The following is a 17,579-nucleotide window of genomic DNA, read 5'->3' on the forward strand; positions in this document are numbered from 1 at the left end:
ATAGATCAAGAAGCCGCTAAACAACTCGTTCGGACTCGGAGAGAGACAGGTACGGATACCAAGCGTATTGAGCGTGCTGGTACTGCCGACCGTCTTTCCGCTGCTGGTACCGCTAAGAGTCAATGTTGCAGTACGCAAGCCGCGCTGAGTTGGTGTTGTACAAACATTCACAACAACAAAACTACCGATCTTGAGAGTGTAGGGGAGGGTGATACCCGAGACGGTAAATTCCGTTGCGTTAGTACCCGACAGATTCAACGAACGGATCACAACGTCGGCGCCACCGGTGTTACGGATAGTGTCGGTCACACACACTTGTGTTCCAACGATGGCCGTATCGAGGATGTTTTTGTTTGCAGAGGAGATCGATAGTCCTCCATACGCCACGGCTGAACCCATCACAGGGATAATGACCGTCCCGGCAGTGTCGCGACGAGGTGTCTCGAATGTCGGAATGATATTCGTTTTCAGAACGATTGTGCCCTGACGAGTACCAGCCTGCAACGGACGGAAACAGACGTTGACGTTGCGCGTCTTGTCCGGTGGAATGCGTACATCGGTACCAGTAATCTGAGCATATGTAAAGTCACCGTCGCTGCTCGGCATACTGTTCGAGACGAGCACCAATGTATCGCTGCCCGGATTATAGACCGAGAGGGTCTTGCAGACGGTGTCGCCAAGAGCCGTCGAGTCGAATCGCATCGGATTCGGTGAGACGACAATATGTGGCAATATTCCTGTACCAATCAGAGATATTTGTACTACAGGGGTATTGATTGCATTGCTTGAGATATTAAGGGTAGCAGTTCGACGCCCTTCTCTGGTCGGAGTATATTGTACGACGAGGGTATCACTTGTACCTCCCGGAAGCGCAGATGCCGGATATCGAGCGATCGAGTATTGATCCGCATCGATGCCGGTAATCGTGAAGTTATTGAGGATCAACGTCGGAATTGCTGTTGAACTGATCAAAATGCGTCCGGTGGATGATTGCCCAAGTTTTGTAAGCGTTTTCTTGAACAAGATCGTAGTATCGACCCCGATGAACGGAGCAAGACCTATGCCTTTGAAGGTGACTTGCTGAGTGCCACTATCAAGACCGTTTGAAGTGAGTGTCAGCGTTGCAGCGCGTGCTCCGGAGGTCTGTGGTGCGAATCGAACGGTGATCGTCGCGGACTGTCCGATACCGAGGGAATCGGGAAGAGCACCAATCACGCTGAAGTCAGGATCGCCGACCAGTGTTGCGGAATTTACTTTCAATTTGCCTTCGGTGCCGGCATGTTTCACTGTCACCTGATAGTCTACATAGTTGCCGGTACTGACGGCCCCGACATCGATGCTTTTCGGTGTAGCGGAAAGCTGGACGTTCGGGACATTCTGGAACACGAGCATCACGTTTGCATTGAATTTTACCGATGCAAGATTGATACTGTTGTTTGCCGAACTACCGCTTGCAGTCGCAGAAGTACCACCGGTAGGTGTGACGCTCAGGTAATTATTCGAACCATTCGACAGCCCCATTGAGGCCGTTGTGCTCAACCCCGTACAACCATTACACCAGTTACACGTCGGGACGTTTGTGAGCTGCGGATAGATAAATTCGATACGTCCGCCTGCTTCATACAAGCGAACCTGAAAAGTACTGTAAGCAGCGTAATATGCAACGACTTCAACTTTATACCACTCCACTGTGAGAATGCGTGCGGGGGCCGAACCTGTGACCGAGTATTTTACTGTCGGTGTGTAGCACCCGGCTCCTCCTGTCTGCCATAGCTGGTCCCAATAGGGGGCAATGACCGGTACAGTTGTACTAGAGATCGTGTTGTTGGAATTGTTTGGCTGGGTACCACTGCCAAGTGAAATAAAACCGCTTATATATGGACGGAATTGTGTATAAGTCACTCCGTCAAATGTGAAATTGAATCCAATGTTGTATAATCCGTAAGCTACATTGGGTGTACGTGACCCTGGATAGCCGGACCATATCGTTGTTGCCGACGACATGTCAGTTGGCGTACCTGTTGTGACGGTCATCTTGTATGCTGAAAGTGCAGCGTTGGATGAGTTGGTCCAAGCACTTAGAAACACGAGGGAAATCATCAGCACGAGGCCGGGGAGAAGCCTCTTCTTAGTGTCCACAGTATTGATGTTCATGAGTATGAGTAGATACGATAAAAAGATACTCAAATATACACAAAACAGGGCAAAAATCCAAACCCAATTGGCCATTAACAGTAATTTGTTTTTAAGCTAAGAAAGGCTCTAAATACAAGAGGCCACGCCATTTACGGCGCGGCCTCTAACTAAGATACCTTTGTTCTGGAATCGTATTCCGCTCTTACTTTGCGATAACGATCTGCCTGTTGAGTAGTATGTTGCCGCTCTGGAGCGAGATCACGTATGTCCCGCTGGCGAGTTCGTTCGCGTCGATAGAGACGGTGTGTTCGCCGGCCGAGACGCGTCCGGTGGTGATCGTGCGAACGATACGACCGGTCATATCGCTGAGCGTCAGCGAGATGGCTGCTTCGGTCGGCACCGTGTACGAGAAGGCCGTCATCGAGGCAAACGGGTTCGGACGGTTCTGTCCGAGCACGAAGCCATCCTGTTCGGTCTGCTGACGCACCGACTGCGAGCCGGTCTGCTGCGAGAAGTTCACCGTCAGCGTATCATCCTGACACGGACCGCCGTTCGGGAAGCTCACCTGAGCCGTATAGGTATGGTTGATATCAGTCGGATCGTAGTTGACCGTCACCTGCTTATTCCCGTTACCGGCCACCGTACCGACAGACGCGACATGGAAGACGCCCGTATCGCCGAGGATCTGTAGCGATCCTGCATTCCAATCGCAGCCACCACTATTGTTGATCGTCAGCGTGAAGGTGCTGTGACCACCCGCATTGGTCGGCGGGATGATGACCGCATCGGCCGTCAAGTGTGCGCAACATGCCGCACCACCGAGCGAGACGGTCTGCGACTGGGTGTTGGCAGCCGAGATCGTCATCGTCGCCGGCGACGAGCCGGTGACCGTCGGATGATAGGTCACACAGAAGACGGCTGTTGCTCCCGGGGCAACACTCTGCGTAGATGACGGGGACACCGAGTAATCGGATGCGTTGGCGCCGCTGATTGATGCCGTGTAGACGGCGGCAATATCGCCGCAGTTGGTCACCGTGTCGCACATCGTCGTATCGCTGCCGCGATAGATCAAGAAGCCGCTAAACAATTCGTTCGGGCTCGGAGAGAGACAGGTCCGGATACCAAGTGTCGAGATAGCAACGGACGTATTTGTGACTCGATCATTCGATTTCCCGTTGATCGAAAGCGTGGCTGTACGCAAACCACTCTGTGCCGGGGTGCCGCAGATGGTAAGAATCATTTGCGAACCCGCTTTCAGAAGGAAAGGGAGTAACACTGGATTGAGAGTGTATTCCGCTGCGTTGGCGCCCGAGAATGCGATCGACGAAATCAGAATATCGGACTCGCCGCGATTGAATATCGTATCGGTTGCGCAGACTTGAGTGCCGACGATGGCAGTATCGTTAAGAACACCGCCGTTCGAATGTGCGAACACCCCAAACGGGACGCCGGTACCCTGAATGTCAAGCGTGATCAGACTTGCCGTATCACGACGCGGACTTTCAAACGTCGGGATAATATTGGTACGGAATGCCAAGCGTGCGCTTCGTTCGCCACGCTGCTTCGGCTTGAAGCAAATATTCATCGTCCGTGTTTTGTCAGGTGGGATAAGTGTATCGCTCCCCACCATTGAATAATAGGTATAGTCTCCATCGTTACTCGTCAGTGCGTTCTTTGAAATGATCAACGTGTCACTACCCGAGTTCCAAACAGTGACCGTCTTACACACGGAGTCGCCAATAGCTACAGAATCAAATCTCATCGCAACGCTGGGTGTAACGACGATATGGGGGAGGATTCCGGTCCCGATCAATTGGATCGGGAGAGCCGGACTATTCAACGCATTTGAATTTATGGTAAGGGTTGCTGTCCGTCGCCCCTCCCGTGTTGGTGTATACCGGACCAAGAGTGTGTCGGTTTGTCCAGCCGGTAATGGGTTCACGGGTGTCCGAATTACTGAATACTGATCTCCGTCGATACCGGAAATCGGATAACTCGTAAAGAAAACCGGAGCAGGTCCCGACGCTGTCACCAAGATTCGTCCGACAGTACTTTGTCCCATCTTGGTAAGTATCTTCTTGAATAGTATTGTCGTATCCACAGAAATCAATGGCGCAAGCCCAACGGCCGTCAAGCCGATGGATTGCGAACCGGAATCTCTGCCGTCAGTAATGATGGTAAGTACACCAGTGCGTGTACCGTTACCAGATGGCGTGAGACTAATTGTAATCGTCGCAGAGGCTCCTGGGGCTAACGTGCTGCCGAGCGGTGGGGCAGAAGCAATCGTAAAATCAGGAGAGCCAGACATTGACAGGTTATTTAATGTCAGGTTGCTTTTCACTCCGAGGTTTTGGATCGTGACAATCTTTGTGGCAGTGACTCCCGCAGGTTGTTGACCAAAATCTACGACCTTCGGCGAGCTTGTCAACTGGGCGTCAGAATTACTCGGAGGCGTCAACCGAATTTGTCCCGAGGGGGTAGAACTGGTTGTGGTAACGGTCAAAGAAAGGAAACTTGGAGAAGTAAAACCATTGAGACCGATGCCGGCAGATCTGCTGCCCATCGATAGGGAGTTAGTCGAATACCAGTATTCAATATTGTTGGACGTCTCATAGAGCTTTACTTGCATGTCGCAAAACGCAGTATTTCCGCTATAAAAGCGGAGGCTTTGCCATTCAACAGTAAACACACGATTAGGCGCCGTACCGGTTGTTGCATAATACATCGCTCCGGTAGTATAATCATCTTGGGAGAACCATAACAATGTGCCCTGATATGAAGTAGAGCCAAGCTGGCTCGAACAACAACCGCTTCCGGAAGTATAGAACGAAAGCAGTCCGTTCGTGCTGGCATAGATCGTCTTTCCGCTTGTTTGGACGGTGCTATCGTAATTGAATGCAAACGGAAGCGAAAGGGCATACGTATTGTCATCCCCTCCCGTGCTTGTGATTTGGGTTCCTATGCCGGCTATACTTGAATAGGTCCCTACAAATGTATTGTAGGTGTACCGGTTGACCCTCCCAATCTGAGCATGAACCATTGAACTGCACAAGAGTGCAGCCACTATGGCGACTACAACTAAACTGAAGGGCGTTTTACGAGAAATGGTATGGATTTCTTTCATAGGGGTTGATGGATTTTGGCTGAACTTATTAAATTTAGAGATGTACTACACACTACAACTGATTTAGTAACCATACAGGCGCGAATTAATTCCCCTCACTTGACAGTGCGCCAAATGTCATCTAATGCGTCGAGAGATAACTCGCTCCAGCGACTGCCACTACGTTCTACAATGTCTTCCAGACGTCGGAAGCGCGATTCAAACTTCCTTGTCGCTTCCCGCAAGCTTCGCTCGGCTTCAAGGTGGATATGCCGACTTAGATTTACCAGGGAAAATAGTATGTCGCCGAACTCATCCTCACGTTCTTCCGGGGTAGTAGCCGCCGCAAATTCCTCAATTTCTTCGCGGATCTTATCGAGCACCCCTTCAGTCGTTGGCCAATCGAAGCCCACTTTTGAAGCTTTATCCTGAATACGCGCGGCACGCTGTAGTGCGGGAAGCGATGCAGGGACGCCGTCGAGAACAGATGTTCGCCCCGTCTCGGCACGTTTGAGCTCCTCCCAGTTTTTTGCGACATCTTGTGCGGAAGAGACTGCTGTGTCGCCAAAAATATGGGGGTGTCGGTAAATGAGTTTTTCTGATTCCGAGCGCAGGACGTCTTCCAGAGTAAACGAATTCTGTTCTTCGGCCATAAGGGCTTGGAAGATGACGTGTAAGAAGAGATCACCAAGCTCTTTTTTAAGTTCGTCAACATTATGGTTTTCAATGGCTTCCACGGTTTCATACGCTTCTTCGATTAGCGGTGCGGCAAGGCTCTGGGGTGTCTGTGCTTTGTCCCAGGGGCACTCCTTGCGTAGTCTGCGGATGATTGCCTCGAAGCGTTCGAACTCCTGAATAAGATTATTGCTCATGTGTTTGTCGTATATTCGATTATCAGGGCTTGAAATTAGCCTTCAATCAGGTAGTGGGTAGAAGTGGTCAACAATTTTGATAAATTTGTAATTCTTGGCTCACTTCTTGCATAAATCATTGCAGTTGAGTATTTTTGTGGACTCCGCTAGGGGTACAAAGATACACTGAGTTGTGAAACAAGCACGTTCATAATCCATTCACGTTCTAACAATAGAAAACTATGGCAGACACAGTAGCGACCCGAGGTGCGGCACGGACGGCTCCCAAAGCAGCCAAGATCGGCCCAAAGCCCTCGGCGGTTCCGGTAATCATGCTGACGATCTTCTTTGCGGTCGTCGTTCACGTGCTCTTTTGTATGGCCGTTGGCGGCGCAGCGGATAAAGTTGAGTGGCACCCGTTCGGATTAGAGGCGAACGTCGCATTCGGCGAAGCGCAATTTATTATTAATGCCATCGTAAGCTTTGTGCCGTTCGATATATTCTTCGGCTTCTGCTTCGCAGTGCTTGCCGGGTTTGCATTGCGCGTTCCGTTCTTCCGTGATCGTGTGTATCACACCGTCAGCGATCTGAAGAAGCGCCTCATGGTGCAGCTTTCGGCTTCGCAGGAAGAGGTCGAGTCGATCCTTCGTAACGATCCGGAGAACAACCAGCGTTTACTTTCGCGCCGTGAGGATGTGAATCTCGAAAGCGTGCAGTCGGAAATTGAGTACATCAATATCGGCCAGCGCTATCTCGAAGGAAAGGCCGGCTTTATGGGTGGCATCGCGACCTACATGCGCTTCCACTTCGTCGAGCACTACGCCAACACGACACAGGGCTTGGCATACGCCGGCGCCGCATTCCTTATTATCGTCGTCGGTATCCGCGGTCTGAAGTTCATCCCGGCCGTCAAGCCGTCACCGATCCTCTTCGCACTTGGCGTTGAGTTTTCGATGCTCTGCTTGCTCGCTCTTACACTTCTCTACACGGAAGAAGAAGAGCGTACGGATCGCATTTTGAAGCAGATGGTCGATGCCGTCAAGGGTGGCAAGGGCCGTCAGGCTGTCGCAGCGATGGAAGAGCAGGAAGCATTGCTCTCGCGTACCGACTATGAGAAGATCGTCCGCGATCAGCTCGACCAGAAGCTTATTGCAATCCTTAAGGACAAGGACGAAGATGCAGTACGTCGTCTTGCGCTCGACCTCGTAAGCGGCAGCAAGAAGTAAGTTCGTTTCTTAATACTGTTTCTCACCGCACGAACGCAACCGATACCAATCGGTTGCGTTCGCGTTTTATGCTACAGCGGCACTACGGCTTGCGGGGGATTGTTTGAAAACCCTACAGGATTTGTTTGCGTACGGTACAGTAATGATTATTATTATGGAGAGGGGCGCGCGCGAAAGCGATACCGCGCATGTGGAGAAAATTCTTTCGCAACAGGGCATTCGATCCGAGCGTCTCAACGGTGAGAAACAGGTCGTCATCGGGATCATTGGTGCGACGAATGGGCTTGATGTGACGGCACTCGAATCGCTCGACGGCGTGCAGAGCGTCGTACGGGTCTCATCGCCGTTAAAACTGGTTTCTCGTGCCCATCATCCTCAGGACACCGTCATTACTTTTTCAGACGGCACCAGAATTGGCGGTTCTGCTCCGAGTATCGTCATTGCGGGGCCGTGTTCGGTCGAGAGTGCCGATCAGCTTCGCCGTACTGCAGAGCTTATCCGCTCGAGCGGCGTTCGTTTCCTTCGTGGAGGCGCATTTAAGCCGCGTACGTCACCGTATTCATTCCAGGGGCTTGGTTTTGACGGCTTAGAGTTGCTTCGGAAGGTAAGCGAAGAATTCGGGTTATTCGTCGTTACCGAAGTGATGGAGCCAGGACATGCTCCGCGTGTCGCCGAGTTTGCAGATGTATTGCAGGTTGGAGCCCGCAATATGCAGAATTTCCCTCTACTGCGTCAACTTGGGAATGTAAATAAACCTGTGCTGCTCAAGCGAGGTCCTGCAAACACCATCGAAGAATGGCTATTGGCTGCCGAATATATTCTCGCCGGGGGAAATGAAAATGTCATCCTTTGTGAGCGGGGAATTCGCTCGTTTGAATCAGCCTTGCGATATACGCTCGATTTGAGCGCAGTCCCGGTTGCAAAACAGCTTTCGCATCTTCCGGTTGTCGTCGATCCGTCGCATGCGACCGGTAAGCGGGAAATGGTTCTTCCGATGGCTCGTGCTTCGCTCGCAGCCGGTGCCGACGGGGTGATGGTTGAAGTCCATCACGATCCGATCCGCTCTCGCAGTGACGGTGCACAGGCACTGACATTCCCGATGTTTGAAGAGATGATGGGCGAACTGGTACGCATCGGCGATGCGCTCGATCGCCCGGTGCTCGTCGAGCCGTTGTCGTCGCAAACAAAGACGAAGTCGAACGTTCGAATTTCCTGATCGTTGTGACTATTTCAGAGGTCTTTCGTGATTCGAAGGTAATCGCCGTCGTCGGGTTAAGTCCCGACCCCTCGCGTTCGAGCTACTCCGTTGCAGAGCGCATGCAACGCGCAGGCTATACGATCGTGCCTGTGAATCCATTGATCAACGAGTGGAACGGCTTGGCAGCTTATCCTTCGGTTTCCTCTATCCCTTCGGATATCCAAGTCGATATCGTCGATATATTCCGACGCGAGGAGTTTATACTCGATATCATTAAAGACTCTCTCACCCGGATCCCGTTGCCGAAATGTGTGTGGTTGCAACAGGACCTGTATTGTCCAGAAGGGCGACAACTCGCAGAGGCAGCAGGGGTGACGTTTGTCGAGGATTCGTGTCTCGCTGTGAAATTCGGGTATTACCACACCCTTGGTAAGACGCTCTGATACATGGAGTGCTTCATTGTTACCCCCGAAGATATTGATCTCTCGCGCCGCGAACTTTCGCTGCAGGGCGACGAGGCCCGCCATGCTGCCAGATCGCTGAGAATGCGTGTGGGAGAGTCGTTCATGGCGACGGACCTATGTGGCTCCTGTTATCTGGCAACGATCAATAGGATTGATGACGTAGGAAAGCACGATATCGTCGTTCGTGCAACGATCGACGACGTGCTGCCAGAACATAGCGAGCCCACTATTTCCGTGGAGCTTATTCAGGGCATTCTCAATCAGCCTTCTAAGTTCGAGGAAATCATCGAACGATGCACCGAGATTGGCATTTGCGTGTTCACCCCGATGGTGAGCGAGCGTGTCGAACGGGATAACGTAAAACGAGACCGGCTAGAAAAGCTTCTGCGGTCCTCTTGCAAGCAGGCCCATCGTGCTCGTATGCCGTTGTTGCAGCGCACCCAATCATTCGACGAGGCACTGGAAGCTGCGAATAGGGCCGGAAAGGTGATTATTCTTCTGCATGAAGGGGCCGAACTCTCGAAATCGATTCGCAGTGCGCTGGGAGCGAGCTCAGGTAGCCAGTTAGCTCTTGTCATTGGGCCGGAAGGCGGCTTTAGCGAAGCGGAAGTGAAACGGGCAGTTTCGAAGTTCGGCGCGTTCGTTGCCTCACTCGGTCCCAGACGACTTCGCGCTGAGACTGCCGCATTCACCGCTTCGGCAATAGCCCTTGTATAATCAGAAATGAAGCGTTTCATATTCATCGGTGCATTGTTTTTCACGCTGGTTCACAGCGCATTTGGCTTTGGGGTTGCTGATTCCTCAGTAGCACCGACTCCGGATAGTCTACACAGCATTGCCCCGATCCGGGTGTTGGGACGGCCAGGGCCGCTCGACTGGGTCACAAACTTGCCGGGGGATTGGTGGCGTTGGGGGAAACAGACATTTACCGTCAAGCAGTTGCCGGTAGTTGCCGGACTCACCGCGATTACGGCGGCAACGATCCTGACCGATTACGACTCGTGGCAAGCGACGAAGAAGCCTTACGATCACAATTCTACCTTCCACAAGATCAATGACGTTACCGCCTATCTCGGCGATGGTAAGGTACAGTTCGGTATCGCTGCCGTCTATGCTGCATACGGATTTGCCTTTAACGATGATAAAGCGATCAGGACCGCAAGTCAAACCGTAGAAGTGATCCTTGCCTGCGGTGGCGTCGTGCAATTGCTCAAGCACGTTACCGGGCGCGAAAGTCCATTCGTTGCGACGACACCAACGGGTGCGTGGCGCTTTTTTCCGAATCAGATCGACTACGCGAAGCACGTTCCGCACTACGACGCGTTTCCATCCGGTCATATTGCAACTGCAACGGCAACGCTGACGGTTATCATAGAGAACTACCCTGACCAGAAATGGATACCGTATGTCGGATATCCGATCCTTGCAGGAGTTGCAACTGGGCTTGTAGCGACGAGTATCCACTGGTGGAGCGATATTCCGCTTGGCGTAGCGCTTGGCTATAGCTTCGGGCGTCTTGTGGCGCATCCCGAATCGTCGGTTGCCGAGGCAGAGAAGCCCGGGACGCCAAAGACCGATCTCGGCATGTCGGTACGTGCCGATGGAAGCCCCGCGCTCGCTCTGACGGTGCGGTGGTAGTTTTCTTCGTAAATTTGAGGGTTACGGTATTTCAACGGATTCATTTAATTCGATCAAGTATACAATGTCGGACATCCTGCTGGAAGTGAACGGGCTCAAAAAGTACTTCCCGATCAAGAAGGGAGTGTTCTCTAAGACGGTAGGGCACGTCAAAGCCGTGGACGATGTGTCGTTCACGATTCGCAAAGGCGAAACCCTTGGTCTCGTCGGTGAATCCGGTTGCGGGAAGACGACGACCGGTCGTTGCATTCTTCGCTTGATCGAGCCAACGGCAGGCTCCGTAAAGTTCGAGGGGGAAGAGGTCACGACGATGACGGCGAACCGGTTGCGTGAGATGCGCCGTCAGATGCAAATCATTTTTCAGGACCCATATTCTTCGCTTAATCCCCGCATCACGGTCGGTGGCATGCTGACGGAAATACTAAAGGTCCATGGACTTCGTAAAACAGATGCCGAGATTAAGGATCGCGTTGACGAGTTGCTTGACCTCGTCGGATTAAGTCCTTTGCATGCAAGACGTTATCCGCACGAATTTTCGGGTGGCCAACGCCAGCGAATTGGTATCGCCCGCGCACTCTCAGTAGAGCCGAAGTTCATCGTGTGTGACGAGCCGGTAAGCGCACTCGATGTGTCCATTCAGTCGCAGGTGCTTAACCTGCTCATGGATTTGCAAGAGAAGTTTGGCCTGACGTACCTATTCATTGCTCACGACCTTTCTGTCGTAAAGCACATCTCGAACCGAGTCGCTGTCATGTATCTCGGAGAGGTGATCGAAGTATCCGACTACAAGACGCTGTATTCCGAACCAAAGGCGCCATACACGCAGGCATTATTGTCCGCTGTGCCAGTAGCCAATCCGCGTTTCGAACGCGAACGTATTGTGCTCACCGGTGATGTTCCGAGCCCCGCGAACACGCCAAGCGGCTGTTACTTCCATCCGCGTTGCCCGAAGGTGATGCCTGAATGCAGGGATATACATCCCGTTCTTTCAACCGATGCGGATGGCCATACGGTACGGTGCCTGATCTATCCCGATAGTTTTCCGAAGACCTCACAGGCGAAAGCGGCGTAAGCTGCGATCCGGCGCCGCTGGGGTTTCGTCATCACCACCATGACCGACCGTCCGCTGCTTCGGGCTTCCGGAACGATCCTGACGCTTTCGAATAGCATCAGCTTTTTCCGTGCACTCCTGTCTATCCCTACGGTGCTCACCTTTCTCGGTGGGCAGTATACTGTAACGTGCATATTGATGGCCGTAGCATATCTAAGCGATATTGCCGACGGCTATGTCGCGAGAAAAACAAATACGATCAGCGAATTTGGTAAAGCGATCGACCCGATTGCCGATAAGATATTCGTGATCTCGCTTGTACTCGCGATGGTCACCCGTGAGCTGATTCCAGGTTTCCTTGTCGCCATTATTATCGCGAAAGATGTGCTTACCATGATCGGGGCCGTGCTCGTGCGCAAACAGTTTGCTGCGATTCCGCCGTCAAACTACTGGGGCAAATCCGCAATCCTCGTGACCATCATCTTCCTTTTTCTGGCTGTGGCCGGAGTTTCGGGGCAGGTTTTGGTGTTTGGTTGGTTTCTGGCCGCGAGCCTGCTCATTGTTTCGTTCATGATCTATATCGCACGAGCCTGGGCATTGTTGCGCCGAACGTGATCACACATGGGATTCTTCGATAAATTCAAGCTCTCTCGACTCAAAGAAGGACTTGCGAAAACGCAGGAGACCTTCGTGCGCAAGATCACGAGGATCCTGCACCGCAGTCGCAAGATCGACGCGGAGTTGATGGCGGAGATCGAAGAGACATTGCTGCTGGCCGATGTCGGCATGATGACCACCGAGCAGATCATGGAAGGCCTTCAGGAGACGATGGCCCGCATGAAATGGTCCGATGCCTCCGAACTCCGGGACGAACTTCGCAAACAAATCACCGATGCGCTCACACATCAAGGTGCGTATCGGATGCCGGAAGACCCATTTGCACTCCCGGCAACGAAGAAACCATTTATCGTAATGGTCGTCGGTGTCAATGGAGTGGGGAAGACAACGACTATCGGCAAGCTCGCACATAACTATCGTAACGCTGGGATGAAAGTCTTGATCGGCGCCGCCGATACGTTCCGAGCCGCTGCGAACTCTCAGCTCGAAGTATGGGCCGAACGTGCGGGTGTAGAGATTATTCAGCAGCACCATGGCGCTGACCCTTCTGCTGTCGCATACGATACACTCCAGGCAGCGATCGCCCGTGATGCCGACCTCGTGTTGATCGATACTGCCGGCCGCCTGCATAACAAGGCCCATCTGATGCAAGAGCTTGAGAAGATGACTCGTGTCATGCGGAAGCTCATTCCGGATGCTCCGCATGAAGTACTCCTGGCCCTCGATGCAACGACCGGTCAGAACGCACTTCAACAAGCCAAAGAGTTTTCAAAAGTCGCACCGATCACAGGTCTTATTCTCACGAAACTTGACGGTACTGCAAAAGGTGGGGTTGTGATCGCACTTGCGAACGAGATGAAAATACCAGTCAAGTTTATCGGTGTTGGGGAGCGTATCGACGATTTACAGCCGTTCGATCCGAATGAATTTGCGAAAGCACTCTTTGGCGATGAGTCGTTCCAGGGTGAATCCTACACGGTCGAAGAAGAGGTGAAGGCCTAACGCATGGCGACCATCCACAAACTCACGCCGACGTTAGCGCAGAAGATCGCGGCCGGTGAGGTAGTGACCCGGCCTGAATCCGTCGTGAAAGAACTTGTCGAGAATTCTCTCGATAGCGGTGCACAGACGGTAACCGTGGTGATCAAACAGGCAGGTCGCACACTGATTCAGGTGATTGACGATGGCTGTGGCATGTCGAGGGAAGATGCCGAACTCTCGATCGAACGTCATGCCACTAGTAAACTCAGCGAGATTGACGATCTCGAATCCTTGAAAACGTATGGATTCCGCGGCGAAGCACTTGCTGCGATCGCGTCCGTCTCTCAGTTCGAGATGCGAACTCGTCGACGCGAAGACGAACTCGGAACATTCGTTCGGGTCGAGGGAAGCATAAAACGGGAGGTACGCTCCGAGGCATGCGACGAAGGCACGACGATCTCCATCCGAAATCTTTTCTTTAACGTCCCCGCCCGTCGCAAATTTTTGAAAAGCGAAGCAACGGAGTTCAAGCACATCATCGACACTGTTACACGCGCGGCGCTCTCGAATCCTGGTGTCCGATTCGTTCTTGTAAGCGATCACGATTGCGTATTCGATCTTCCGGCGTTTCGTCCGTTGCCCGAACGTGTCGAACAGATCTTCGGCTCGAAGCTTCGTTCGGCACTGATCGCCGTTGAAAGTGTCACGCCCAGCTTCCATTTGCATGGTTTTGTCAGTGCACCGGGCTTTGTCAAGCGCGTGCGGTCGGAACAGTTCTTTTTCGTGAATAACCGTCCCGTTCATTCATCGCGCGGACTTGCCTTCGCTGTATCGAATGCATACGAGCATCTTGTGGAGAAAGGCGCATTCCCATCGTGTTTTCTCTATATAGATATTGATCCGGCCAAGGTGGATGTGAACGTCCATCCTCAGAAGCTCGAGATCAAATTCGATGATGAACGCTCCATCGTTGATGAGATCCGTCGATCACTTTCCGATGCGCTGCAGCGCGCAACGCGCCTGAGTGCAACCGAGGGGGCAATGTCGCCAGAGATGACGATGCCGGCGAATGTGAATCAGACCGATGCAGCACGGTTACGTTTCCCTGAGTATGGCTCTGCGCCGCTCATGCGCTCAGGCCGTGATAGTGCTGTAGCGACGAAGCCGCCGGTTCCGAATAACGGGTTGGGGACGGTCGACCGCCTCTTCGGCAAAGGTACACAAGATCTCTTCGGAACGACAACATCTCGGCTTGTACCGAGCCCACAGACGACTGAAGGCGAACCGGAATTATCCCCCACCACGTCGGCAGCGGAACGCCGTGCGATTACGGCGGAAGCGCTTGCCGAAAAGCCGGTACTCTGGCAGATGCACAATAAGTACATCTTTAGCCAGATCAAATCCGGAATTATGATTGTCGATCAGCACGTCGCGCACGAGCGTATTCTGTACGAGCGTATTCTGCATTCACTCGAATCGGGTTCGGCTGGCTCGCAGGAACTGCTGTTTCCGCAGCCTGTCGAATTGTTACCGCGCGAGATCGCTATGATTCGTGAATTGCAAGAACCGCTGACCGGGATCGGATTTCATATCCGTCTCTTCGGTGGAACATCGGTTGTGATCGATGCGGTACCGACGGATGTTAAAAGCGGCTCCGAGGCAACCATCCTCCACGAAATGCTCGAATCCTACGACGAATACGAACGTCTTGGTACGTTCTCGTCTCGTGAGGCGCTCGCGGCAAGTTTTGCGTGCCGGGCAGCGATCAAATCGGGTGATAAACTCTCCCAGGAAGAGATGCATTCGTTGATCGAACAGTTGTTTCAAACACGCATGCCGTACGTTTGCCCTCACGGTCGGCCCATCGTGATCAAATTGGCACTGGATGAACTCGATCGCCGATTTGGACGAACCCCAGTTGCACTCAAAACAGAGAACTGATGAGACTCAGGATTGCAGCACTGCTTCTGTTTCTTCTTCCACTGTCCGCCTGCAAACAGCATCCATCGACCCGTCCGCAGCGAAAGAATATTGTCGAAACCGTCTATGCATCCGGGACGATCAACCCAGAGAACGAGTATACGGTCTACTCGCTCGTGAGCGGTACGATCGTGAGAAAGCTCGTACACGATGGCGATTCTGTGTCGAAAGGGCAAGTAATCTACATTGTCCGAAACGAAGCACAGAGCGCGCTCTACGATGCGGCTAAACAAGCATTCGAGACGGCACAGCTAAATTCGTCAGAGACATCTCCGATCATTGCAGACCTGCGCCTGACGATGCTCAATACCGAATCGAAATTCCGCACCGATTCGCTTCAGTATATCCGTTCCAAACGTTTGCTCGATAGTGGGGCGATCACACAATCTCAGTTCGACGATATGTCGACGCTGTATACGCTTTCGTTGAATGCAAAACGCTCGGCCGAACAACGTTATCGCTCAACCGTCCGTGATCTTGCCGTAGCAGCAGCAAACGCAAAGAGCCAATTAGCTGCGGCTGAGAACGATCTCGAAAACTTTTCGATCAGAAGTGACGCGGACGGTGCAGTATTCCAGACAATGAAAGAACTTGGGGAGGCGGTACGTGTGAGCGAACCCGTTGCGATCCTTGGTGAACGCACCAAGCGAACGATCCGGCTTGCTGTAGACCAACAGGATGTCGACCGAGTAGAGGTTGGCGCACAGGTACTGTTGAAATCGGATATCACCGGGGCTTCAATCTATGAAGGCAAGATTGTGAAAGTATATCCTGTGATGAACGTTGCAGACCAGACCTTTCGGGTAGACGCTGAATTCACCGGAACAATCCCGACCTCGTTCGTACATTCGAGCGTCGAAGCCAATATTGTTATCCAGAAAAAGCCGAATGCACTTGTGATTCCGCGGTCGCTACTGCTTCCCGGCGACAGTGTCCTTGTTGTTAGCGACAGTAAAAACAAAGCCGTAAAGGTAACGACAGGGATACTGACGCTTGACGACGCGGAGATCCTTTCCGGTTTGGATGAGAACGCGATACTCGCAGAACCGAAATAACCCATAGTTGTCATGTCGCTCGCGATCAACATCGGCATCGCCCGCACACACCTACTTTCGCGCAAGCGGCAGTCACTTGTGGCAATGCTTGGCGTGACATTCGGCATCGCGATGTTCATCCTGATGATCAGCTTCATGAAGGGGGGTAAATCAGTTCTTGGAGGACACTATGCTCTCCTCGACGCCTGATATTCATATATATAACGACGTCACTACCGACTATTCGAAGTCGATCGCATCGGAATATTTTGCAAAGGATGAACATGATTTGATAATCGTTCGCCACCCGAAGCCCAAACTGATTACGCTTAATTTGAAGAATGCGGAGGCAATTGTTGCGGACCTGAGACGCGATCCGAAAGTATTAGCAATCTCCCCTCAACTCAGCACACAGGTGTTTTATAATTACGGTCCTGTACAGATAAATGGATATATCAACGGTGTTGATATTTTGCAGGAGGATGCACTATACGGTCTCAAAGGGAAGATCGCAAGCGGCCGCCTCGAGAACTTACTGACAACCGATAAAGGGATACTGATGGGGCAAGGATTGGCGGATAAACTCAATGTTCGCCTGGGCGATCTTGTTACCCTTGCAACACCGACCGGCACGTCGATGCGTTGTCGTATTGTCGGTACCTTCAAGATCGGCATCGGTGCCGTCGATAATGTGAAGAGTTATGTAAATACTGCAACCGTTCAACAACTGCTGGGGAAGGATCGGAGCTATATTACCGATATTAACATAAAGCTCCGTGACATCAATCAAGCACGACCGATGGCAGGTATTTATGCACAGAAATACGGCTATAAGGCTGACGACTGGGAGACGACGAATTCATCGGTGACTGCCTCGAATCTTGTTCGCGATATTCTCACGATCGTTGTAAGTGCGACGATGCTAATCGTTGCGGGCTTTGGGATTTACAACATTATGAATATGACGATCGCAAACAAAATGAAAGATATTGCGATCTTAAAGGCGGAGGGTTTTGCGCGCAGAGACATTGTCCAGATTTTTCTGACGCAATCCCTTGTCATCGGCGTGCTGGGTGCACTTACAGGAATAGTGCTTGGTTTTTCGCTCTCGTTCGCGCTTTCGCGCGTCCCTTTTCCAAAGAATGAGTTCTTGGGCTTGAAGTATTTTCCAGTGGTCTTCCGCGCTTGGTACTATGGCTTCGGGATGCTCTTTGGGGTAATCACCACATTTGCAGCCGGAGTGCTTCCGTCATTTAAGGCATCGCGAGTCGATCCGGTAGCCATATTGCGAGGCTAAGC

General features: G+C 52.1%; 13 protein-coding genes and 1 pseudogene. 11 read left to right on the forward strand and 3 right to left on the reverse strand.

From position 1 onward, the window contains the following. From JSS75_04605 to mazG, 3 genes are all read right to left on the reverse strand, one after another. Positions 1–1,689, reverse strand: a 1,689-nt coding sequence (locus JSS75_04605; protein MBS1902964.1) for a choice-of-anchor D domain-containing protein, incomplete at its 3' end; no start/stop codon positions are given. A 649-nt stretch (positions 1,690–2,338) separates the two neighbouring features. Then, positions 2,339–5,176 (reverse strand): choice-of-anchor D domain-containing protein, encoded by a 2,838-nt coding sequence (locus JSS75_04610; GenBank protein MBS1902965.1) that lies wholly within the window; start codon positions 5,174–5,176, stop codon positions 2,339–2,341. 179 nt (positions 5,177–5,355) lie between these two features. Then, complete coding sequence (gene mazG, locus JSS75_04615) at positions 5,356–6,111, reverse strand: nucleoside triphosphate pyrophosphohydrolase (protein MBS1902966.1); 756 nt, start codon at positions 6,109–6,111, stop codon at positions 5,356–5,358. 221 nt (positions 6,112–6,332) lie between these two features. Here mazG and JSS75_04620 point away from each other — a divergent pair, with 221 nt between their 5' ends. The 11 genes and pseudogenes from JSS75_04620 to JSS75_04670 all read left to right on the forward strand — a co-directional run bounded on the left by JSS75_04620 (position 6,333) and on the right by JSS75_04670 (position 17,577). After that, positions 6,333–7,316: a hypothetical protein gene (locus JSS75_04620; protein ID MBS1902967.1), complete on the forward strand. Its 984-nt coding sequence runs from the start codon at positions 6,333–6,335 to the stop codon at positions 7,314–7,316. Between the two features lie 142 nt (positions 7,317–7,458). Then, entirely contained in the window at positions 7,459–8,532 is a 1,074-nt protein-coding gene (gene aroF, locus JSS75_04625) for a 3-deoxy-7-phosphoheptulonate synthase (GenBank protein ID MBS1902968.1), read from the forward strand. A gap of 5 nt (positions 8,533–8,537) precedes the next feature. After that, a complete protein-coding gene (locus JSS75_04630; GenBank protein MBS1902969.1) occupies positions 8,538–8,957 on the forward strand; it encodes a CoA-binding protein in 420 nt (139 codons plus the stop codon). A gap of 3 nt (positions 8,958–8,960) precedes the next feature. Beyond that, the gene (locus JSS75_04635; protein MBS1902970.1) at positions 8,961–9,695 is read left to right on the forward strand and encodes a 16S rRNA (uracil(1498)-N(3))-methyltransferase; all 735 of its coding nucleotides are present in this window, start codon (positions 8,961–8,963) and stop codon (positions 9,693–9,695) included. Between the two features lie 6 nt (positions 9,696–9,701). Then, on the forward strand, positions 9,702–10,616 hold the full coding sequence (locus JSS75_04640; protein ID MBS1902971.1) for a phosphatase PAP2 family protein: 915 nt from the start codon (positions 9,702–9,704) through the stop codon (positions 10,614–10,616). 64 nt (positions 10,617–10,680) lie between these two features. Beyond that, the gene (locus JSS75_04645; protein MBS1902972.1) at positions 10,681–11,688 is read left to right on the forward strand and encodes an ATP-binding cassette domain-containing protein; all 1,008 of its coding nucleotides are present in this window, start codon (positions 10,681–10,683) and stop codon (positions 11,686–11,688) included. 39 nt (positions 11,689–11,727) lie between these two features. Next, the gene (locus JSS75_04650; protein MBS1902973.1) at positions 11,728–12,282 is read left to right on the forward strand and encodes a CDP-alcohol phosphatidyltransferase family protein; all 555 of its coding nucleotides are present in this window, start codon (positions 11,728–11,730) and stop codon (positions 12,280–12,282) included. A gap of 6 nt (positions 12,283–12,288) precedes the next feature. After that, positions 12,289–13,287, forward strand: coding sequence for a signal recognition particle-docking protein FtsY (gene ftsY, locus JSS75_04655; protein ID MBS1902974.1), 999 nt, complete (start codon positions 12,289–12,291; stop codon positions 13,285–13,287). A 3-nt stretch (positions 13,288–13,290) separates the two neighbouring features. Next, complete coding sequence (gene mutL / locus JSS75_04660; GenBank protein ID MBS1902975.1) at positions 13,291–15,207, forward strand: DNA mismatch repair endonuclease MutL; 1,917 nt, start codon at positions 13,291–13,293, stop codon at positions 15,205–15,207. After that, positions 15,207–16,301 (forward strand): efflux RND transporter periplasmic adaptor subunit, encoded by a 1,095-nt coding sequence (locus tag JSS75_04665; protein MBS1902976.1) that lies wholly within the window; start codon positions 15,207–15,209, stop codon positions 16,299–16,301. Before mutL ends, JSS75_04665 begins: the two co-directional genes overlap by 1 nt. Before the next feature lie 12 nt (positions 16,302–16,313). Continuing rightward, positions 16,314–17,577: pseudogene (locus JSS75_04670) on the forward strand (ABC transporter permease). Positions 17,578–17,579 lie beyond the last annotated feature (2 nt).

The sequence above is a fragment of the Bacteroidota bacterium genome (genome assembly GCA_018266755.1).
Taxonomy (GTDB): domain Bacteria; phylum Bacteroidota; class Ignavibacteria; order Palsa-1295; family Palsa-1295; genus JAFDZW01.

Excerpts from the sequence above, each read along its gene's own strand:
- JSS75_04610 (MBS1902965.1), bottom strand. The coding sequence starts at position 5,176 with ATGGTTCATGCTCAGATTGGGAGGGTCAACCGGTACACCTACAATACA.
- mazG (MBS1902966.1), bottom strand. The coding sequence starts at position 6,111 with ATGAGCAATAATCTTATTCAGGAGTTCGAACGCTTCGAGGCAATCATC.
- JSS75_04620 (MBS1902967.1), top strand. The coding sequence starts at position 6,333 with ATGGCAGACACAGTAGCGACCCGAGGTGCGGCACGGACGGCTCCCAAA.
- aroF (MBS1902968.1), top strand. The coding sequence starts at position 7,459 with ATGATTATTATTATGGAGAGGGGCGCGCGCGAAAGCGATACCGCGCAT.
- JSS75_04635 (MBS1902970.1), top strand. The coding sequence starts at position 8,961 with ATGGAGTGCTTCATTGTTACCCCCGAAGATATTGATCTCTCGCGCCGC.
- JSS75_04640 (MBS1902971.1), top strand. The coding sequence starts at position 9,702 with ATGAAGCGTTTCATATTCATCGGTGCATTGTTTTTCACGCTGGTTCAC.
- JSS75_04645 (MBS1902972.1), top strand. The coding sequence starts at position 10,681 with ATGTCGGACATCCTGCTGGAAGTGAACGGGCTCAAAAAGTACTTCCCG.
- JSS75_04650 (MBS1902973.1), top strand. The coding sequence starts at position 11,728 with ATGACCGACCGTCCGCTGCTTCGGGCTTCCGGAACGATCCTGACGCTT.
- ftsY (MBS1902974.1), top strand. The coding sequence starts at position 12,289 with ATGGGATTCTTCGATAAATTCAAGCTCTCTCGACTCAAAGAAGGACTT.
- mutL (MBS1902975.1), top strand. The coding sequence starts at position 13,291 with ATGGCGACCATCCACAAACTCACGCCGACGTTAGCGCAGAAGATCGCG.
- JSS75_04665 (MBS1902976.1), top strand. The coding sequence starts at position 15,207 with ATGAGACTCAGGATTGCAGCACTGCTTCTGTTTCTTCTTCCACTGTCC.